The 20158-nt window shown below is 67.7% G+C and carries 19 protein-coding genes; 9 read left to right on the top strand and 10 right to left on the bottom strand.

Going from position 1 to position 20158, the window contains the following annotated elements:
* Positions 1-35: 35 nt before the first annotated feature.
* Both ACGRVM_RS12350 and ACGRVM_RS12355 read right to left on the bottom strand, forming a co-directional pair.
* On the bottom strand, positions 36-1592 hold the full coding sequence (locus tag ACGRVM_RS12350; RefSeq protein ID WP_377172078.1) for a phospholipase D family protein: 1557 nt from the start codon (positions 1590-1592) through the stop codon (positions 36-38).
* A 143-nt stretch (positions 1593-1735) separates the two neighbouring features.
* Entirely contained in the window at positions 1736-1858 is a 123-nt protein-coding gene (locus ACGRVM_RS12355; protein ID WP_377172080.1) for a hypothetical protein, read from the bottom strand.
* A gap of 252 nt (positions 1859-2110) precedes the next feature.
* Between ACGRVM_RS12355 and ACGRVM_RS12360 the strand changes: the two genes are divergently transcribed.
* On the top strand, positions 2111-2695 hold the full coding sequence (locus ACGRVM_RS12360) for a YqaA family protein (protein ID WP_377172082.1): 585 nt from the start codon (positions 2111-2113) through the stop codon (positions 2693-2695).
* 77 nt (positions 2696-2772) lie between these two features.
* A complete protein-coding gene (locus tag ACGRVM_RS12365) occupies positions 2773-5013 on the top strand; it encodes a DEAD/DEAH box helicase (protein ID WP_377172084.1) in 2241 nt (746 codons plus the stop codon).
* Here ACGRVM_RS12365 and betA read toward each other — a convergent pair.
* On the bottom strand, positions 5010-6686 hold the full coding sequence (gene betA, locus ACGRVM_RS12370) for a choline dehydrogenase (protein WP_377172086.1): 1677 nt from the start codon (positions 6684-6686) through the stop codon (positions 5010-5012). The two genes, ACGRVM_RS12365 and betA, sit on opposite strands and share 4 nt — an antisense overlap.
* 124 nt (positions 6687-6810) lie before the next feature.
* Between betA and betI the strand changes: the two genes are divergently transcribed.
* Positions 6811-7494, top strand: coding sequence for a transcriptional regulator BetI (gene betI / locus ACGRVM_RS12375; protein ID WP_377172088.1), 684 nt, complete (start codon positions 6811-6813; stop codon positions 7492-7494).
* 132 nt (positions 7495-7626) lie between these two features.
* On the opposite strand, the gene ACGRVM_RS12380 is transcribed toward betI, so the two are convergent.
* Together ACGRVM_RS12380 and ACGRVM_RS12385 are read right to left on the bottom strand one after the other, a co-directional pair.
* On the bottom strand, positions 7627-8331 hold the full coding sequence (locus tag ACGRVM_RS12380) for a winged helix-turn-helix domain-containing protein (protein WP_377172090.1): 705 nt from the start codon (positions 8329-8331) through the stop codon (positions 7627-7629).
* On the bottom strand, positions 8328-8558 hold the full coding sequence (locus ACGRVM_RS12385) for a hypothetical protein (protein ID WP_377172092.1): 231 nt from the start codon (positions 8556-8558) through the stop codon (positions 8328-8330). Before ACGRVM_RS12385 ends, ACGRVM_RS12380 begins: the two co-directional genes overlap by 4 nt.
* A gap of 166 nt (positions 8559-8724) precedes the next feature.
* On the opposite strand from ACGRVM_RS12385, the gene ACGRVM_RS12390 reads away from it, so the two are divergent.
* The 3 genes from ACGRVM_RS12390 to ACGRVM_RS12400 all read left to right on the top strand — a co-directional run bounded on the left by ACGRVM_RS12390 (position 8725) and on the right by ACGRVM_RS12400 (position 11017).
* A complete protein-coding gene (locus ACGRVM_RS12390) occupies positions 8725-9090 on the top strand; it encodes a cation:proton antiporter (protein WP_377172094.1) in 366 nt (121 codons plus the stop codon).
* An 87-nt stretch (positions 9091-9177) separates the two neighbouring features.
* Positions 9178-9798, top strand: coding sequence for a ribonuclease HII (locus ACGRVM_RS12395; RefSeq protein ID WP_377172096.1), 621 nt, complete (start codon positions 9178-9180; stop codon positions 9796-9798).
* Positions 9799-9901: 103 nt separating this feature from the next.
* Positions 9902-11017 carry a site-specific DNA-methyltransferase gene (locus ACGRVM_RS12400; protein ID WP_377172098.1) on the top strand — a complete coding sequence of 372 codons (1116 nt, stop codon included), beginning with the start codon at positions 9902-9904 and terminating at the stop codon, positions 11015-11017.
* 207 nt (positions 11018-11224) lie between these two features.
* Here the strand turns inward: ACGRVM_RS12400 and ACGRVM_RS12405 are convergent, their stop codons facing one another.
* The 3 genes from ACGRVM_RS12405 to mutY are packed head-to-tail and all read right to left on the bottom strand — an operon-like array spanning position 11225 to position 15468.
* The gene (locus ACGRVM_RS12405; RefSeq protein WP_377172100.1) at positions 11225-13192 is read right to left on the bottom strand and encodes an oxidoreductase; all 1968 of its coding nucleotides are present in this window, start codon (positions 13190-13192) and stop codon (positions 11225-11227) included.
* Between the two features lie 51 nt (positions 13193-13243).
* Positions 13244-14365 (bottom strand): alkane 1-monooxygenase, encoded by a 1122-nt coding sequence (locus ACGRVM_RS12410; RefSeq protein ID WP_377172102.1) that lies wholly within the window; start codon positions 14363-14365, stop codon positions 13244-13246.
* A gap of 32 nt (positions 14366-14397) precedes the next feature.
* Positions 14398-15468, bottom strand: a complete 1071-nt coding sequence (gene mutY / locus ACGRVM_RS12415; protein WP_377172104.1) for an A/G-specific adenine glycosylase — start codon at positions 15466-15468, stop codon at positions 14398-14400.
* 82 nt (positions 15469-15550) lie between these two features.
* Between mutY and ACGRVM_RS12420 the strand changes: the two genes are divergently transcribed.
* The 3 genes from ACGRVM_RS12420 to ACGRVM_RS12430 are packed head-to-tail and all read left to right on the top strand — an operon-like array spanning position 15551 to position 17893.
* Positions 15551-16060 (top strand): DUF721 domain-containing protein, encoded by a 510-nt coding sequence (locus tag ACGRVM_RS12420; protein WP_377172106.1) that lies wholly within the window; start codon positions 15551-15553, stop codon positions 16058-16060.
* 19 nt (positions 16061-16079) lie between these two features.
* Positions 16080-16772: a DsbA family protein gene (locus ACGRVM_RS12425; protein WP_377172108.1), complete on the top strand. Its 693-nt coding sequence runs from the start codon at positions 16080-16082 to the stop codon at positions 16770-16772.
* Positions 16769-17893: a CaiB/BaiF CoA transferase family protein gene (locus ACGRVM_RS12430; RefSeq protein ID WP_377172110.1), complete on the top strand. Its 1125-nt coding sequence runs from the start codon at positions 16769-16771 to the stop codon at positions 17891-17893. Before ACGRVM_RS12425 ends, ACGRVM_RS12430 begins: the two co-directional genes overlap by 4 nt.
* 15 nt (positions 17894-17908) lie before the next feature.
* Here ACGRVM_RS12430 and lpxK read toward each other — a convergent pair whose 3' ends face one another.
* The gene (gene lpxK, locus ACGRVM_RS12435) at positions 17909-18901 is read right to left on the bottom strand and encodes a tetraacyldisaccharide 4'-kinase (protein WP_377172112.1); all 993 of its coding nucleotides are present in this window, start codon (positions 18899-18901) and stop codon (positions 17909-17911) included.
* Entirely contained in the window at positions 18901-20148 is a 1248-nt protein-coding gene (locus ACGRVM_RS12440) for a 3-deoxy-D-manno-octulosonic acid transferase (protein ID WP_377172114.1), read from the bottom strand. Before ACGRVM_RS12440 ends, lpxK begins: the two co-directional genes overlap by 1 nt.
* Positions 20149-20158: the final 10 nt, after the last annotated feature.

Consider the following 20158-nt stretch of genomic DNA (forward strand, 5'->3'; position numbering starts at 1 on the left):
GAAAAGCTCCTTTTCTGTTTTGGGGAAGGTCTTGGTCAGACCATCGCGTCGGGAATGCCGGGCAGATTGCGCCCGAATTCTTTCGCTGGTCCTAGATCGTAGGGCACAAGAAAGCCGCGCCGATCCTCGGGCGCGACCTCGGCATTGCGGCGTGCGCGCTCGGCCCAGAGGGCGACGGCGGTATCGCCCGAATAGAACTCCGGGCCCGCATCCGCGCCCAGCCAATGCCGAAAGATCCGCTCGCGCAGATGCGTCACCTGCGCTTCGTCGCTCAGCATCACGCCCGCCTCGGTATCCCATCTCAGCGAGCGTCCGTTGAGATTGGCCGACGATACGATCGCGCGGTCCGTATCGAAGATCGACACCTTGGAATGCACGTAGATGATGGGCGAGCCGCTAAGCGTGTCGCGCTTGCCGGTGTCGAGCACCTTGGGCCGCACCGGAGAGCAGACCGTCACGCGCTCGCCGAAGGCCTTCTGAAGGATCTCGATGCATTTCACCTGCTGATACTCGCCGAATTTCGCGTCCGAGCCGACATTGCCGTCGAAGGCGATGGCTTCGGGCGCGCCGGGTAGCACGATGATGAGCGCAAGATGCGGGTTGTCCTGCGCCGCCTCGGCAAGCCGGTGGCAGAGAGGCCGGTCGCGCAGGAACTGCGTCTCGAGATAGATCAGCCCCCGCGCGCGCTGAACCAGACGGTAATGATCGTCGAGAATGGTATGGACGAGGGGCTTCGGGCCGAGAAAAGGCCAATCATGCTTGCGTTTGCGTGAGAGCGTGCGCAGAAGCCGCCCCTCGGCGGTCGGCGCGCTGATGCCGCGCACCACGTCCAGAAATTCGTTCAGATGGCTGTGCACGTCGAGCGCAACCGGCCCGGTGCAGCGCAATTGCACGTCCTGCCAGGTCTCGCTGCGCTCTCGGTCATGCGCCTTGGTGTCGAAGCGCCGCTCGTCAAGATCGAGCCCGCCGATATAGGCGAGCCGCTTGTCGATGACGCAGATCTTCTGGTGATGCGTGCCGGGAATGAGCGACGGGATGGGCCAGCGCTTGGCCCTCAGCTTGCCCGTGCGCGTCTCGCACAAAAGCGGGCGCAGGCCCGGACTGCATTCGAGGATGCGTTCCGCCTCAGCCCCGCCCATGTGGTTGAGCCGGCTCGCGACGGAATTGACCTCCTTCACGAGGCGCGGCCAGAGGAAGAAGCGCGGCAGGATGCCGACCTTGGCCGAATGCGCCGCGTTGATGACGTCGAGCTTCGCTTCGGTCCCCGCCGCCTCGCGCGCGGCGACGAAGGCGCGCCGCGCTTTCCATGACTGGTAATGCAGCTCATGCGCCAGCACCGCGTCGAAATCGGAGATGATGAAGCGCATCTTCACGCCCTTGCGCAGGACATGCACGATGAGATCGAACCAATCGTCCCCGATGGCCCGCCCCTCGTCGCTGCGCAGCTTTGTGGAAAGATCGAATACGCGGTAGCCCGCCGAAATCTCGCGCTCCGCGGCGAGGAAGTCGCGCTCCATCGCCGGATAGACCTCGCCCGCGGTCAGCAATACCTCTACGTCCGCGAGGCCTTCGTTTTCTGTCGAATTGCTCAAGGCGCGCCCCGCGGTGCTGATTGCCGGATGAATTCCGTTCACGTCATGCAGTCTCCGCCGCATGATCGCGTGCGGATGCCTCTCAACGCAAGGGGGGCCGGCAGGTTCCGGGCGCATGGGGGCGCAGTCTTGGCGCCGCCCTTTCAGGCGTCGGCCTGCTCCTCCGCTTCCCGCAGCTTGCGCAAGAGGTCTTCCATCGCGGGGGGAAGCTCTTGTTTCTCCGGCTCGCGATACGCGCGCTTCAGATTTTTCGCTACAGGATGCATGTCGTTATCTCTCGCTTTCCGGCTGCCTCTTTCGGTTTCGTTTCTCGTTGGGCTCCGCCGTCGCCAGCAGCGGAACAGGGGCCTAACCTCGCTCGCGTGCCGCAGGTTCCATCGGGCGGAACGCGCTCACCGAAAGTTGTTGCCAAAATGCCCGGGCCTCTCGGATCGTCCCTCGGGTGGCTCGGAACTGTGCCGAATAAGGTGCGTTGCATCGCAGCAACCCCGCACCTCTAGCGACGGACATCATCGCCCATGACCAAGGACACCAAACCCGGCTGGACCCACCGCCTCGCGCAGAACCGCGTTGGCCTCGGCCTTCTGTCCTTCGGCGAAAGCACTGTCGTGCCCATCCCACTCGAAGCGATCGCGGTGCCGCTCATGGTGGGTCATCCGCGCCGCGCGCTGAGAATCGCGCTGGTGATCTGGCTCGGCTGTCTCGCCGGGGCGAGCCTCTTTTACTTCGTCGGGCTGTGGCTCGCCGATCCGGTGGTCAAACCCGCGCTCGAGTATCTCGGGCTGTCGGACACCTACCGCACGATGACCGATCGGCTCAGCGAGGACGGGCTTTTTTGGTCCGTCTTCCTCGTCTCGCTCCTGCCCGCGCCGATGCAGCTCGCCACGCTGGGCGCAGGCGCGCTCGGCGGCAATTTCCTCACCTTCCTCGCCGCCATAGTCCTCTCGCGCGGGCTGCGCTATTTCGGCATGGCGATTCTCGCGCAATTCGTGGGCGAGCGGATCGCGCATCTCAACATTCCGAAACGCTACCTCGTGCCGGGTCTCTTCGCCGTTCTGGTGCTCGGCTGGGGCCTCTCGAAGCTCTGGACCGGCGCGCCCTGATGCCGCAGGCGCTATACATCCCCGGCGCGAGGGTATAGACGCCGCAGCTTGTGGCGCTCACATGCCCGCGCCCGCCCATGACACAGCAGAAATCGATACCCGTGAAACAAGCTCTCGCCGACGCCATCAAAGCCCGTGGATATGCCACGCTCACCCCAGTTCAGGAGGCCGTGACGAACCCGGACCTGACCGGCGCCGACATGCTGGTCTCGGCCCAGACCGGCTCGGGCAAGACGCTGGGCTTCGGCCTCGCCATTGCGCCCACGCTGCTCGACGAGGCCGAGGTGTTCGATACCGCCGCCGCGCCGCTGGCACTCGTCATCGCGCCGACGCGCGAGCTGGCGTTGCAGGTCAAGCGCGAGCTGACATGGCTTTATGCCGGGGCGAACGCGGTGCTGGCCTCTTGCGTCGGCGGCATGGACATGCGCGACGAGAAACGCGCCTTGGCACGCGGCGCGCATATCGTCGTCGCAACGCCCGGCCGCCTGCGCGATCACATCATGCGCGGCTCGATCGACCTCGGCAGCCTGCGCGCCGTGGTGCTCGACGAGGCCGACGAGATGCTGGACCTCGGCTTTCGCGAGGATCTGGAATTCATCCTGGGCGAGGCGCCCGAGACGCGCCAGACGCTGCTTTTCTCGGCCACAGTTCCCGCCGCGATCGCCAAGCTGGCCGAGAATTATCAGCAGGACGCCGTGCGCGTCAGCACGGCCAGCACCGAAGCGGGCCAGCACGCCGATATCGAATACCGCGCCATGAACGTCTCGCCCCGTGACGGCGAGAACGCCATCATCAACGTGCTGCGCTATTACGAGGCGCCCAATGCCATCGTCTTCTGCAACACCCGCGCGATGGTCGCCCGCCTGACCACGCGCCTGTCGAATCGCGGGTTCGCCGTCGTCGCCCTCTCGGGCGAGCTGTCACAATCCGAGCGCACGCACGCCCTCCAGGCGATGCGCGATGGCCGCGCCCGCGTCTGCGTTGCCACCGATGTCGCGGCGCGCGGCATCGACCTGCCGAACCTCGATCTGGTCGTCCATGCCGAGCTGCCCGGCAGTCACGAGACGCTGCTCCACCGCTCGGGCCGCACCGGCCGTGCCGGGCGCAAGGGCGTATCCGCGCTGATCGTGCCGCCCGCCGCCCGCAAGAAGGCCGAGCGCATCCTGAACTGGGCCAAGCTGCGCGCCGAATGGGGCCCCGCGCCCTCCGCCGACGAGGTGACCGCGAAGGACGAAGAGCGGATGCTCGGCGACGAGGCCTGGTCCGAGGCCATCACCGAGAGCGAGGCGCCCGCCGTCGCCAAGCTGCTCGAGCGTTTCTCGCCCGAGCAGATCGCCGCCGCCTATCTGCGCTTCTATCATGCGCGCCATTCCGCCCCCGAAGATCTCGGCGATCCGGGCGAGAAGCCCGCGCCGCGTGCCGCCTTCGGCCCATCAGTCTGGTTCTCCATCTCGGGTGGACGCGCCAAGGGCGCCGAGCCGCGCCGCCTTCTGCCGATGCTCTGCAAGGCGGGCGGCGTCACGCGCGAGGATATCGGCGCGATCCGCGTCGGCGATACCGAAAGCTATGTCGAGCTGCGCAAGCCCGCCGTGGCGGGCTTCAAGGCCTCCATCGGCGATGCGATGCGCGTCGAGGACGGCGCCGAAGTGACGGAGCTGAGCCAACCGCCCGCCATCGCGCAGCGCAAGGGCGGCCCGGCCGGCAAACCCCATTCCGGCCCCAAGCCCGACTGGAAGAAGCCCAGCCCCAAATCCCCGCCCCCGCCCAAATCCCCGCCCCCGCCCAGTGCGATGGACGATCTGCCGCCCATCCAGCCGCAGGAGCCGCAGCCCGAACGCAAGCCGCGTCCCAAGGCCAGCAAGCCCGTCGAATACGACGACGCGCCCGCGCCCCGCTTCAAGAAGCCGAAGGGCGAGGCGCCGTCCAAGCCGCACCGCAAGGGGCCGAAGCCCGACTTCACCCGCGACGGCGCGGTGACGCCGGCGGGTGACAAGCCGAAATACAAGGGCAAGACCGGCGGCTTCGCCAAGCCGGCGGGCGCGCCCCCTGTCGGCAAGCCGAATAGCAAGAAGAACCGCGCCCGCGCCGCCGCCAAAGCCGCCGAAGGCTATGCCAGCAAACCGGGCGCCGCGCCCAAGCCGAGCGGCAAACCCGGAGCGAAGCCTTTCGGCAAACCGAGGGCCAAGCCCGGTGCGAAGTCCGGTGGCAAACCGGGGGGCAAGCCCTTCGGAAAACCGCGCGACGGCGCCCCCAAGGCTGGGCCGAAATCCGGCCCCAAGCCCGGCCCGAGACCCGGCCCCAAGCCTGGCAAGAGCTAGGCCGGGATCGCCGCCTTCACCGTCTCGCGCCAGCCGGGATGCACCCACGGCTTGAGGTTCGAGGCGGGCAGGGGGTCCTTGCCCAGAATATGATCGGCGGCTTTCTCGCCGGTCATGATGCTCGGCCCGTTCAGGTTGCCGTTGGTGATGCGCGGAAAGATCGAACTGTCGGCCACGCGCAGCCCCTCGACGCCGATCACCCGGCATTCGGGATCGACCACCGCATCAGGATCATCCTTCGCGCCCATCTTGCAGGTGCCGCAGGGGTGATAGGCGCTTTCGGCATGCTCGGCGATGAACGCGTCGAGATCCGCGTCCGACTGCACATGCTCGCCGGGCTGTATTTCCTTGCCGCGATAGGGATCGAACGCTTCTTGGGTGAAAATCTCGCGCGTCAGGCGGATGCAGCGCCGGAAATCCTCCCAGTCGCTGTCGTGCGACATGTAATTGAAGGCGATATGCGGCGGCGCCATCGGATCGGCCGAGGCGAGGCTGACCCGCCCGCGCGACTTGGAGCGCATCGGCCCGACATGCGCCTGATAGCCATGCCCTTCGGCGGCAGCCTTGCCGTCATAGCGCACCGCCATGGGCAGGAAGTGATACTGGATGTCGGGATATTCGACACCGGGCTTAGAGCGCAGGAACGCCGCGCTCTCGAACTGGTTCGACGCACCGAGGCCGGTCTTGCGCAAGAGCCATTCGGCCCCGATCAGCCCTTTCGAGAAGACGTTCCAATGCTTGAAGAGCGTGATCGGCTGGATGCAGGTCTGCTGGATGTAAAGCTCAAGATGATCCTGAAGATTGCCGCCCACGCCGGGCCGGTCGACCACTACGTCGACGCCATGCTCGGCCAGATGCGCAGCAGGGCCGATGCCCGAGAGCATCAGGATCTTGGGCGAGTTGAAGGCCGAGGCCGCCAGCACGACCTCGCGGTTCGCGCGCACGGTCTCGATCCGCCCGCCGCGCTCGATCTCGACGCCCGTGGCGCGGCCCTCCTCGATGATCACGCGCCGCACGTAGCAGCGCAGCATGTCGCAATTGGGGCGCTTCAGCGCAGGCCGCAGATAGGCATTCGCGGCGGACCAGCGGCGCCCCTTGTGGACCGTCTGCTCCATCGGCCCGAAACCTTCCTGCTTCTCGCCGTTGTAATCCTCGGTGATCTCGTAGCCCGCCTGCCGCCCGGCCTGAACGAACGCGTCGAAAAGCGGGTTGTGGCGCGGCCCGCGCGTGACGTGCAAGGGCCCGTCCGTGCCGCGCCATGCCGGATCGCCGCCATGCCCGCCATCGGTCCAGTTCTCCATGCGCTTGTAATAGGGCAGCACGTTCCGGAAACCCCAGCCGATCGCGCCGCTCTCTTCCCAATGGTCGAAATCGCCGGCATGGCCGCGCACATAGACCATCCCGTTGATCGAGGACGAGCCGCCCACGACCTTGCCGCGCGGCGCGGCGAGGCGGCGCCCGTTCAGATGCGGCTCGGGCTGGCTGCTGTAGCCCCAGTCATACCGCTTCATGTTCATCGGATAGCTGAGCGCCGCCGGCATCTGGATGAAGGGCCCCGCATCCGTGCCGCCATATTCCAGCACCAGAACGGAATGCTTGCCATCCTCCGACAGCCGATAGGCCATGGCCGAGCCTGCCGAGCCCGAGCCGATGATGACGAAATCCGCCTGCATTGCGATCCCTTTCCCAAATGCGAGATGCAAATACTTACCAACGGTCAGTTTTTGAGTCAAAAGGTAAATATTGTCGCGCCCGGCCGTGCGGGATAGGGTGGACGCGCAGCGGATCGGCAGGGCTATGGCACGCAGGAGCATCGGAGATATCAGGCGCGCGGAATTGTCCCAGGCGGCGTTCGATGCGCTCGTGGAGCACGGCATCCGCGGCACCACGCTCGACCGGGTGGCAAAGATCGCCGGGGTGTCGAAAGGCGTCGTCCTGCACCATTTCAAGGACAAGGACGCGCTTTTCGAAGGGGTCCAGCGCAAGGCGAACACCGTCCTGCGCGACTGCGTGACCGAACTTCTGCGCCACGCGGACACCCCGCTCGAGCGGCTTTACGCGATCATCGTGGGCAATTTCGCGGCGCCCGTCTTCCAGCAGGAGATCTGCCACGCCTGGATCTCGCTCTGCTCGGACGTGCCGCATAACAGGCAGAGCCAGCGCATCCAGACCGCCGTTCACGCCCGCATGCAGAGCAATTTGATGAGCGCCTTGCGCCCCATGGGCATCGCGGACGCGCCCCGTATCGCCTTTCAGCTCCGCACGGTCATGGACGGGATATGGCTGCGCGCGAGCTTTCAGATCGCCCCGATGGAGGGCGCCGAGGGCGTCGCAGAAGTGGATTTCGCCGCGCGCCACCTTCTCGGCGCGCGGGGCGTGCCCGGCGCCGAGATGGAGCAGGCGCGCACCAAGATGCAAACGCTCGCAAGCCTCATCCTCGGCTCCCGCGCCTTTCGCGACACCGCGCTGACGGCAAGCTGAGACAGGGGGGCGTTGCCCCCCGCCGCCCTTCGGGCGTCTCCCCCCAGGATATTTGCGGGCAAGAAGAAAGGGGCCGCGCGCGCTTTCTTCTTGCTTCAAATATCCCCGCCGGAGGCGGCGCGGCGCGCGCGCTCAGATCACGCGGATGACGTCCTTGTCGATGGCGAGCACATAGCCCTGCCGCGCGATGTTCTTGACCAGAAGCTCGCTCACCATCTGATTGCCCAGCGTGTCGCGCAGCCGCTTGATCCGCGTCGCGCCCGCGGCTTCCTCGCAATCGGAGGCATCGCGCCCCGAGACGATGGCCTCGATCTCGGCGCCGGTCAGCACGTCGCCGTCCATCCGCGCCTCGGCGAGCACCGAAAGCGTCTCCATAGCCGCGTCCGTCAGCTTGAACCCCATGTTGTTGAGATAGACCGACTTCTCGGCGCGGCTGATGAGGAGCGAGCTGACCTGGATGCCCGACCTCTCGATCTGCGCCATGCGCCGGTTGAGCATCGTCAGCATGACGAGAAAGGTGAGCGCCGCGATCAGGAGCGCCGTGCTGAACACCAACAGCACGAAGATCACCATGCGGTAGCTGACGAGCGTTTCGCTGAAGGCCGTGCCCGAGAGGGCGAGGATCTCGAGGAGTTTGATCTCGGCGTCGCTGGTCAGCGCGTCGTTCTCGACGAAGATCCGCTCGACCCGCGCGTTGAAGGCGCCCGCGTCGGGCAGCGACAGGAAGAGGAGGATCGCGGCGAGGCTGAGGATCGCCACGATGGCGACGACGCCGAAGACGACCACCCGGCCGCCCGAGCGGCGCGCATCCCCGGCGAGCACCGGATCGTCCCTCATGAGCCGCGCACCGACAGCACCTTGAGCAGCGTGAGGCCCTCCCGGTCGAGTGCGCCGCGCAGCTCTGCCTCGGCATCCTCGAGCGTGCAGGGCCCGTCGATCTGCGCCGTGCCGTAGAAGAGCTCGAGCGGGTCGTCCCGCTTGGCCTTGTATTCCGCGATGCAGGCGGCGCCGGCGGGCGCGGCGAGCGAGGCCGCAAGGGCCAGTGTGAGAACCGTTTTCATCATGTGCCGGAGCATGGCGAAGCGCGCGGCGCTATTCAATATCCCATCGCGCGGCGGCGCCGCCGCACCGGCTGCTATCGGATAACAGGCCGGCGTTATTGCGAGGCGGCGCGCGCCGGGGCGAGGATTGCCTTGTTCATTGACCCAAAGCCCGAAAAGGATTTCCGACATGTCCCGCAAATTCATCACGCTCGTCATCGCGGCCTCCATCGCCGTCACCGGCTTCACCGCCGCGCCCGCCCGCGCCTCCGACCGCGACCTCGCGCGCGCGCTGGCCACCATCGCCGGCATCGCCATCGTCGGCGTCGCCATCAACGAGGCGCGCAAGACCGATCGCCGCGCGGCGCCGCGCGCCTACTATCAGCCACAGAGGCGCGCCTATCACGCCCCCCGCGGCCGCGCGCTCGAGCGGGCCTATCGTCAGGGCTTCGCCGATCATCGCAGCCTCGTGCGCGAGCGCCGGGCCGAGCGGCGCTTTCATCGCCCGGTCTACCGCGATCAGCGGCACTACAGCGCGCGGCCCTACCGCTACTGAGCGGCGCGGCACCGCATCGGGGGGCTTCGGTCCGGGCCCCTCGACATGCGGGTGGCCATTCCGCCGCACCCGTGCAAACTGGCGCACATGAGCGCACCCGATTATTCCTTCGAAACCGAAGCGCGCGCCGCCGGCGCGCGCCTCATCGCGGGCGTGGACGAGGTGGGTCGCGGCCCGCTCGCCGGTCCCGTGACCGCTGCCGCCGTCGTGCTCGATCCGGCGTGCATCCCCGAGGGGCTGAACGATTCCAAGACGCTGAGCGAGACGCGCCGCCTGGTCCTGCGCGAGGCGATCCTCGCCAGCGCCGAGGTCAGCATCGCCCATGCGAGCGTCGAGGAGATCGACGCGCTCAACATCCTGCGCGCGTCGCATCTGGCGATGGAGCGCGCCGTGGCGGGCCTGCCGCGCCGCCCGGATCTGACCCTGATCGACGGAAACATGATTCCGCGCGGTCTGGACGTTCCGGCGCGCGCGATCGTGAAGGGCGATGCCCTCTCGGTCTCCATCGCGGCGGCCTCGATCATGGCGAAAATATGTCGAGATCTTGTCATGCGGGATTTGGCGCAACACTATCCCGGATATGGCTGGGAGACGAATGCGGGATATCCGTCAAAGCGCCACATCGAGGCGCTCCGAGATATCGGTGTCACCCCACACCATAGACGAAGCTTCAAGCCGGTGCACAATATCTTGTATCAAGATAAATAACTAACCCGCTGATTCAAAAAAGAAATTGACCGCGAATCGTCGATGACTCATCTTTGTCCACAAGCAGACAGAGCGCAAAAACGCGCCGGGACAGAGGCAAGACATGACGAAGATGACCAAGATCGAGGGCGCGCCCGCGCTTCCTCTCAACACGATTATCGGCGGCGATTGCATCGAGGCGATGAATGCGCTTCCGGCCAATTCCGTCGATCTGATATTCGCCGATCCGCCCTACAATCTTCAGCTCAAGGGCGATCTGCACCGTCCCGACAACAGCCAGGTGGATGCGGTCGATGACGCCTGGGACCAGTTCGACAGCTTCGCCGTCTACGACACGTTCACACGCGAATGGCTCAAGGCCGCGCGCCGCCTTCTGAAGCCGAATGGCGCGATCTGGGTCATCGGCTCCTATCACAACATCTTCCGTGTGGGCGCGGCGCTTCAGGATGCGGGCTACTGGATCCTCAACGATGTGGTGTGGCGCAAGTCGAACCCGATGCCGAATTTCCGGGGCAAGCGGCTCACCAATGCGCATGAGACGATGATCTGGGCCTCGAAGTCGGAAGGCGCGAAATACACGTTCAACTACGAGGCGCTGAAATCGCTCAATGACGGCGTGCAGATGCGCAGCGACTGGGTCCTGCCGATCTGCACCGGGCACGAGCGGCTGAAGGACGAGGCGGGCGAGAAGGCTCACCCGACTCAGAAACCGCAGAGCCTCCTGCACCGCGTGATCGTGGGCAGCACCAACCCCGGCGACGTCGTGCTCGATCCCTTCTTCGGCACCGGTACGACCGGCGCCGTCGCCAAGATGCTGGGCCGCGACTATATCGGCATCGAGCGCGACGAGGGCTATCGCAAGGTCGCCGAGAAGCGCCTGAAATCCATCCGCAAGTTCGACCGCGAGGCGCTTCAGGTCTCGACCTCGAAACGCGCCGAGCCGCGCGTGCCCTTCGGCCAGTTGGTCGAGCGCGGCATGCTGCGCCCGGGCGAGGAACTCTATTCGCTCAACCAGCGCCACAAGGCCAAGGTGCGCGCCGACGGCACGCTGATCGGAGACGACATCAAGGGCTCGATCCACCAGGTCGGTGCGCATCTGGAAGGCGCCCCCAGCTGCAACGGCTGGACCTACTGGCACTTCAAGAAGGACGGCAAGCGCGTGCCGATCGACCTTCTGCGCCAGCAGATCCGGGCCGAAATGGCCGAGCGGCCCAACTAGGGTTACCCGAGTTTCACAAGAACACCGCCGGTGCCTGTGGTCTGACGCTAGGCACCACCTCAACTGCGCCCTGCCGCTTGCCGGTGGGGCGTCTTTTTCTGCGCGCGCGGCGCGGCTTGAAGGCAGGGGCTTTGAGTATTTGAACCAAGATGAAGAGCTGCCGGCCCTGCTTCATCTTGGTAAAAATACTCAATCGACCGGATGGCGTCAGAGCGACCACGCGGCTTTCAGCCCGTCCAGCACCGCTTCTTCGGCTGTGCGGGGCGCCATGCAGTCGCCGATGCCGATGACCGTGCCGTCATACCCGTGAAGCGCGCCGAGGAGCGCGTCGTCGCTCGTCGTGCCCTGGGCCAGAACGAGCGTGTCGGTCTCCTCGACCAGCATCGCCTCGCCATTGGCGGCATGGATGAAATAGGCGGTGTCGTCATCGGCGCCGTAGAGCCGGGCATAGGGGATGATCTCGACCCCGAGCTTCTGCACCCGGCCCACCATGCTGTCGCGCACATAGCTTTGCAGCATCTCGCCCGCATGGGTGCCGTTCACGCAAAGGCGCACGCGGCGCCCGGCGGCGGCGAGCATCTCGGCCACGCCGAGACCGACCCAATCGGCCCGCCAGTCGGCGATGGTGACGCTGCCGCCGACATTCGCCTGCCCGCGCAGCACGTCCCAGGCCGTGACGACATGCGCGCCCTCGGCGATGTCGAGACCCTCGGGGCGGCGCGCGCGGCCGCCCGTGGCGACGATCACCGCATCGGGGGCGGCCTCGGCGATGCACCCGGCACTTGCCGCGCTGTTCAAATGCACCGTCACGCCCGCGCGGCTCATCTCGCCCGAGAGGTTGGTGACGATCCCGCCGAACTCGGCCCGTCCGGGCAGCATCTGCGCCAGAAGCGCCTGCCCGCCGAGCTGCGCCGCCGCTTCATGCAGCGTCACGCGGTGGCCCATCGCCGCCGCCACCGCCGCCGCCTTCATGCCGGCGGGCCCGCCGCCGATCACCATGACCGTCCTCGGCCTCTCGGCGCGGCGCAGCCTGCCATAGCGCAACTCACGCCCCGTTTCGGGATACTGGATGCAGGAGATCGGCACGCCCTTGTGGAAATGTCCGATGCAGGCCTGATTGCAGGCGATGCAGGCGCGGATCTCGTCCGCGCGGCCCGCCTCGGCCTTGCCGGGCATCGCCGGATCGCAGATGAGCGCGCGGGTCATGCCGCACATGTCGGCCTGCCCCGAGGCGATGATGCCTTCCGCCTCCTGCGGCTGGTTGATGCGGCCCGCCACCATCACCGGAATCTCGACCGCCGTCTTCACCGCATGGGCGAACGGCGCGACATAGCCCGTCTCCTGAAACATCGGAGGCACGATATGGATGGCGCCGCCGAGGCTCGCCGAGGTGCCGGCGATCACGTTCACGTAGTCGAGCGAGGGCGCGAGCGCGCGGATCGCCTCGAGGCTCTCGGCATCGCGCATGCCGCCCTCGACATGCTCGTCGCCAGAGATGCGCAGGCCGAGCACGAAGTCTTCGCCTGTCGCAGCGCGCACCGCCTCGATCACCTCGCGCAGGAAGCGCAGGCGGTTCTTCGCGCTGCCGCCATATTCGTCCTCGCGCCGGTTCACCTCCGGGCTCAGGAATTGCGCGGGCAGATAGCCGTGGCTCGCCACGATCTCGACCCCGTCCATGCCGGCCTCCTGCATCCGGCGCGCGGCGGCGCCGTAGCCCTCCACGACCTCGCGGATCATTTGCGCGGACATCGCGCGCGGAATGACGTGGAACCGGTCCGAGGGCGTGGCCGAGGCCGAATAGGCGACGGGCGCGGTGCCGTCCGCCACCTCCATGATCTCGCGGCCGGGATGAAAAAGCTGCGCGAAGATGCGCGTGCCGTGCGCCTGGACCGTCTCGGCGAGGCGGCGAAACCCCGGCAGGCAGTCGTCGCCGGTGCCCATCAGCACGTGGGATGTGTAGCGCGCCGTCTCGTGCACGCCGACCACCTGGCTCACGATCAACCCCGCGCCGCCTCGGGCGCGGGCCTCGTGATAGGCGATCATCGCGTCGGTGACATGCCCGTCATGGGCCATCGACGTGTCGTGCCCGGTGGAGAGGATCCGGTTCTTCACCTCCACGCCCCCGATGCGCAGCGGCGAGAAGAGATGCGGAAAAGGCGGCGCGGCGTCGGGCATGGCGGTCTCCGGCTGGATCTGCCGTCACGCTAGCGGCGCGCCGGGGCGGCTTCAAGCGGGGGGCGGATTGGCCCCCGAATTGTAGGGCGCCCAGTCGGTGATTCCGGGGTAATACATCTTGCGCCATGCGCGCACGCGGCGGTTCATCACCCGGCGCCAGAGCGGCGGCACCATCGCGGCCATCGTCATGACCGGGTAGCCGTAGGGCAGTTGCGGCGCCTCGTCCTCGGCGTAGTTCTGCAAGAGGGGGAAGCGGCGGTCCGGCTTGTAGTGATGGTCCGAATGGCGCTGAAGATTGATGAGCAGCCAGTTCGTGGCCTTGTGCGACGCGTTCCAGCTGTGGCGCGGCTTCACATGCTCGTAGCGCCCCGCGCCCAGATGCTCGCGCGTGAGGCCGTAATGCTCGACGTAATTGACCAGCTCGAGCTGCCAGATCGCGATCAGCGCCTGCCACAGAAAGAGCGCGAGCCCGGTCCAGCCGCCGAGCGCCAGCGCCAGCGCCAGCATCCCCGCCTGAAGCGCCCAATAGCGCCAGAAGGGGTTCGAGCGATGCAACGGCCCCAGCCCCCTGCGGGCCAGCATCGCCGCCTCCGCGCGGAAGGCAGAAATCGCGCCGCCCGGCACGACGCGGGCGAAGAAGCGGTGAAACCCCTCGTTATAGCGGGCCGTGACCGTATCGCGCGGCGTCGCCACATGGCGGTGATGCACCAGAAGATGCTCGGAGCGGAAATGCGAGTAGAGCACCATCGCGAGCAGAAGATCCGCCATCGCCCGCTCGTATTTCGGCCGCTGGTGCATCAGCTCATGCGCGTAGTTGATGCCGACCGTGCCGGTGATGACGCCGACGCCGAAGAAGAGAACGATCTTCTCGAGCGCACCCAGATGCGCCGCTTGCGGCACATACCAAAGCATCCACAGCAGAAGGACGAACTGCACCGGCGCCCAGAGAAGCGTGATCGCGCGGTACCATGTCAGATCGTCGCCGCCTTCGGGGTCGAGATTGCTCTTGTCGAGGCCGAGGATCGCATCGAGCAGCGAGAAGAAATACCAGGTGAAGACGGGCAGCAGCACCACCGTCCATCCACCCTGCATGGCGCCGAGGAGCGCGATGGGAACCAGCAGGAGCGACATCCAGAAGGGGATGGCGCGGCGGATCTGGGCGAGGGTGGTCATCGGCGGTCTGCTCCGGCTCTTTTGCGCGCAATCTACCCCATTTCGCGCAGAACGCCACGCGACAGATCATACACCTTGCGCATCACCGTGGGCAGGTCCGACGGGCGAAAGTCCGCGGGCGGCAGGAAGGCGCCGCGCCGGGGCGCCGCCTCCATCCCGACCTGCGCCACCTGCACCATGAGGCGCAGGTGAAAATGCGTGAAGGTGTGACGCGCCTCCTCGGGCAGAGCCTGCCAATCCGCGTCGAGCGGCGGGGCGGGAGCGGGCGCCTCCTCGGCCCATTCCGAGCCGGGCCAGCCCAGCATGCCGCCCAGAAGGCCCCGGTCCTCGCGCCGCTCGAGCAGGAGCGCGCCATCCGCGCGCTGCGCGACATAGGCGATGCCGAGCCGGATCGGCTTGGCCTTCTTCGGCGTCTTTTTCGGCAACTCGGCGGCGGTGCCGCGGGCGCGCGCGGCGCAAGGCGCGCGCCAAGGGCAGATGCCGCATGCGGGAGTGCGCGGCGTGCAGATCGTGGCGCCGAGATCCATCACCGCCTGCGCGTAATCGCCCGCGCGCCGCTCGGGCGTCAGCGCGGCGGCGGCGGCGGTCAGTTCGGGCTTGGCGGCGGGCAGGGGCGTGTGGATGTCATGGAGCCGCGCCATCACCCGCTCGACATTGCCGTCCACGACCGTTCTCGGCAGATCGAAGGCGATGGCCGAGATCGCGGCGGCGGTATAGGGCCCGATGCCCGGCAGCTTGAGAAGGGCGTCGTGATCGGCGGGGAAGGTGCCGCCATGCTCGGCCACCACGGCGCGCGCGCATTTCAGAAGGTTGCGCGCGCGGGCGTAATAGCCGAGCCCCGCCCATTCGCCCATCACATCGCCATCCTCGGCGGCGGCCAGATCGGCCACGCCGGGCCAGCGGGCGGTGAAGCGGTTGAAATACGCGGTGACGGCGGCCACCGTCGTTTGCTGCAACATCACTTCGGAGAGCCAGACGCGGTAGGGATCGGGCGCCGTCCCGGCCCGGCGCGCGGCGGGCGGGACGCGCCACGGCATGATGCGCGCGTTCCGGTCATACCATTCGAGAAGATCGGCGGCGCGCGGCGTTTCTGTCTCACGCATACTTTATGACCCCGCGCCCTCATTCCGCTGGCAAGACCAGCACCATGCCCTAGAATGGCGCGCATCGACAGGAGGTCAACGCATGCCGCCCCGCAGCCCGACGACCAAGGGTTTCGCCCGCTCCAGCACGCTTCTTCAGGCGCGCATCCGCAAGGCGTCCGAAAGCCGGGGCTTCGCCGAATCGCGGCTGCTGACGCAATGGTCCGAGATCGTCGGCGAAGAGATCGCCGCCATCGCGCGCCCGGTCAAGGTGGGCCACGGGCGCGGCGGCATGGGCGCGACGCTGACCCTGCTGACCACCGGCGCGCAGGCGCCCATGCTCGAGATGCAGAAGGAGCAGCTGCGCGCCCGCGTGAATGCAGTCTACGGCTACAACGCCATCAGCCGCATCACCATCACACAGACCGCGCCCACGGGCTTTTCCGAGGGCCAGGTCAGCTTCGAGCATCGCAAGCCCAAGCCCGCGCCGCGACAGCCCGATCCCGAGGCCGTCGAAGAGGCGCGCCGCCTTGCCGCGCCCGTCGCCGATGCGGGGCTGAGGGCCGCGCTTGAAGCTCTCGCGCAAAACGTATTATCCAAGTCCAAACGCTGATCCCAAAAGGAATATCGCCATGAACCGCAAAATCTTGATCGGCGCAGCCGTGCTGGCCGTCGCCATCGGTGCCCTCTGGTGGCAACTTGGCGGTCACGAGGAAGTGCAGACCGCGTCGGCGCAGGAGGCGAGCGCGCCCGACAGCGCATCCGAAGGCACCGGCGAGGCCGCCGATATCGACACCTCCTCGATCACCGAGATGACGATGGGCCCCGAGGACGCCAAGGTGACGATCACCGAATACGCCTCCTTCACCTGCCCGCATTGCGCGACCTTCCACCAGACGACGTTCCAGGAGCTCAAGCGCGACTATATCGAGACCGGCAAGGTGCATTTCATCTACCGCGACGTCTATTTCGACCGCGTCGGCCTCTGGGCGTCGATGCTGGCACGCTGCGGCGGACCGGTGCGCTTCTTCGGGATCACCGATATGCTCTACAAGCAGCAGAAGGAGTGGCTGAACTCGGACGATCCGGTCACGATCTCGAACAACCTGCGCCGCATCGGCAAGGTCGCCGGCCTCGAAGAGGACCAGATCAACGCCTGCCTCGAAGACGCCGGCAAGGCCGAGACGCTGTTGGCCTGGTACGAAGAGAACAAGGCGGCGGACAACATCACGTCGACGCCGACGCTGATCGTGAACGGCGAGAAGCAGGGCAACATGGCCTATTCCGACCTGAAGGCGCTCATCGAAGAGAAACTCGCCGAATGAGCGCGGCGCCTCTCGCCGCCCCTCTGGCAGGTCTCAAGGTCGTCGAACTGGCCCGCATCCTAGCCGGCCCCTGGGCCGGTCAGACGCTGGCCGATCTCGGGGCCGAGGTCGTCAAGGTCGAAAGCCCCGAGGGCGATGATACCCGCCGGTGGGGGCCGCCCTTCGTCGAGCGCGACGGCGACCGTAGTGCCGCCTACTTCCACGGCACCAATCGCGGCAAATCGAGCGTCGCCATCGACTTCCGCTCGCCCGAGGGGCAGGCCGAGGTGCGCGCGCTCATCTCCGAGGCCGATGTGGTGATCGAGAATTTCAAAGTCGGCGGTCTGGCGAAATACGGGCTGGACTACGCCGCCCTGTCGCGGGAATTTCCGCGCCTCATCTATTGCTCGGTCACCGGTTTCGGGCAGGATGGGCCCTACGCGCATCGCGCGGGCTATGACTACATCATTCAAGGCATGTCGGGCCTCATGTCGATCACCGGCGCGCCCGAGGGCCAGCCGCAGCGCGTGGGCGTGGCGATCACCGATATCTTCACCGGCGTCTATTCGGCCACCGCCATCCTCGCCGCGCTGCATCAGCGCAGCCTGACCGGCAAGGGCCAGCAGATCGACATGGCGCTTCTCGACGTGGCCGTGGCGGTGACGGCGAACCAGTCGATGAATTACCTGACGACCGGCGAGGCGCCGGGACGGATCGGGAATTTCCATCCCAATCTCGCGCCCTACCAGGTCTTCGACTGCGCGGACGGGCATATCATCATCGCGGTCGGCAACGATGCGCAATATCAGCGGCTCTGCGCCGCGCTGGGCGCCCCGGATCTGGCCACGGCGCCCAAATACGCCACGAACGAGAGCCGTGTCGCCCTGCGCGATCAGTTGAGCGTGCGCCTGACCGCCCGCACCGCGACCTTCACCAAGGACGCGCTTCTGGCGGCCTGCGAGGCGGCGGGCGTGCCTGCCGGGCCGATCAACACGCTCGAGGAAGTCTATGCCGATCCGCAGGTCATCGCGCGCGGCATGCGGATCGACCCCGAAGGCGTGCCGGGCGTGCGCACGCCCATTCGCTTCTCGGATGCGTCGCTCTCGCTCGGAAAAGCGTCTCCGAAGCTCCCGAAGGGCTGAGGCGCGCCGCCCCGCCTAGAGCCCCAGCGCCGCGAGGCGGGTGTCGAGTTCGGTCCAGTCCTCGATCTCGAGCCGCACGGGCAGGGTCAGCACCTTGGGACGGAAGGCGTCCGGCAGGCGCACGGCGTCCTTCTCGGTGGTGACGAGTTGCGCGCCGTGGCGCGCGGCCTCCGCCTCGAGCCGGGTCAGGATCGCGGGGGTGAAGGGCTGGTGATCGTCCAGCGCCTCGACGGCCACCACATCGGCGCCCATCGCCTTGAGGCTCGCGAAGAATTTTTCGGGATGTCCGATCCCCGCGAAGGCGAGGCACCGCGTACCGCGCCAGTCCATCCCGGTCTGCAAGGGCGCGAGCGCGCCGCGCAGATGCGGCAGGCGCAGCGCATCGCCCCATGCGGCGCGGAAGGCCCGCTGCGCTCCATCGCCGCCGATCGACAGCAGCAGGTCCGCGCGGCCGAGGCCGACATCCACCGGCTCGCGCAGCGGCCCGGCGGGCAGGCAGCGCCCGTTGCCGAACCCCGCCACGGCATCCACGACGATCAGCGACAGATCCTTGTGCAGCGACGGGTTCTGGAAGCCGTCATCCATCACGATGACCTCCGCGCCCGCCGCGGCTGCGGCCAGCGCTCCGAGCGCGCGGTCCCGCGCGACCCATGCCGGCGCGAAGGCGGCGATGAGAAGCGGCTCGTCCCCCACATCCTCGGCGCCGTGATGCGCGGGGTCGACCTGCACGGGGCCGTCCAGCCGCCCGCCATGGCCGCGGCTGACGACATGCACGGCCCGCCCGCGCGCCGCGAGGCGCTGCACCAGCGCGATCACCGTCGGCGTCTTGCCGGTGCCGCCCGCGTTGAGATTGCCGACGCAGATCACCGGCACCGGCGCGCGCACCTGATCGCCCGCCGCCAGCCGCCGCGCCGTGATGCGGGCGTAGACCGCGCCGAGCGGTGCGAGCAGACGGGCGCGCAGGCCGGGGGCGTTCGGCGGGCGGAGCCAGAAGGCGGGCGCGCGCATCAGCCGAACTCCAGATCGTCGAGCATGTCCTGAAGCAGATCGAGGATGTGATCGGTCACCTCGGCGCCCGCCGTCGCCACTTCCCAGGCCGCATGGGCCATCGTGGCGCTGCGGTCCGCCGCGATCAGATGCGCCAGCGCCGCCGCGAGCGTGCCCGCGTCCCGCACGATGCGTGCGCCGCCCGCGCCCGCGTAGCGCTTGTAGTTGGGCAGGTAGCGCGCGACGTTCGGGCCATAGACGATGGCCGTGCCGTGGGCCGCAGGCTCGTTCGGGTCGCTCCCGCCCATGCCGGGCAAAAGCGAGCAGCCCATGAAGGCGATGGTCGCAAGGCGATACCAGAGCCCCATCTCGCCGGGCGTATCGGCGAGGAGCACCTGCGTCGCCTCGCTGGGCATCCCGCCCTGCGACCAGACGACATGCCGCCAGTTGCCCCGCCTCAGCGTGTCGCGGAAGGCCTCGGTCTCGTCCAGATCGTCCGGCGCGACGATCAGAAAGAGCCGGTGCGCGAGGCGGCTGGCCTGCCGGTGCGCGTCGAGGATCATCTCGAGCTCGGAATGGCGCACCATCGCGGCCAGCCAGATGGGGCGTCCGCGCAGGCTCGTCGCCATTTCGTCGCGCAGCGGCTCGCTATAGGGCAGCGCGATGGCGCCCTCCTGAAAGAGGCCTGTGACGCGCAGCTTCTCCTCGGGCACCCCGAGGCGGCGCAGATGACGCGCGGCCCCGTCGGAGCGCGCGAGGATATGCCGGAACCGCGTCAGCAGCGCGGGCGTCACATCGGGCAGCCAGCGCCAGCCCGGACGCTCGAGCATCGAGGTCTCGGCATCGACGAGGATCAGCGGCACGCCCGCATCATCCGCCGAGGTCAGGAGCGCCGGCATGAGATCGCCGCCCGTCCAGAGGCAGATATCGGGGCGCCAATGGGCCAGGAACGCGGCGGCGGAGGCCGGATTGTCGGCGCCGAGGGTCTGATGGCAACTCAGCGCGCGCGGATGCGACGGAAACTGCACCCCCGGCCCGGTTGTCAGCAGAAGATGGAGGCCCTGCCCCTCGCGGCTGGCCTCGCCGCGCTGCGTGGCGAGGCGTTCGGTCAGTTGCACGAGGGCGTTGGCATGCTCGAGGCTGGTCGCGTGGCCCCAGATCACCGCGCCTTGGGGGCGCGGCCCGCTCGGGGCGAACCCCCCGTCCGGCGCGGAGGCCCCGCGCCGCGACAGCGCCATGTAGGCCGCAAGGCTGAGCGAGCGGGCCATCGGCGCCTGC

Origin of the sequence: Roseovarius aquimarinus, assembly GCF_043661195.1 — a bacterium.
Taxonomy (GTDB): Bacteria; Pseudomonadota; Alphaproteobacteria; order Rhodobacterales; family Rhodobacteraceae; genus Roseovarius; species Roseovarius aquimarinus.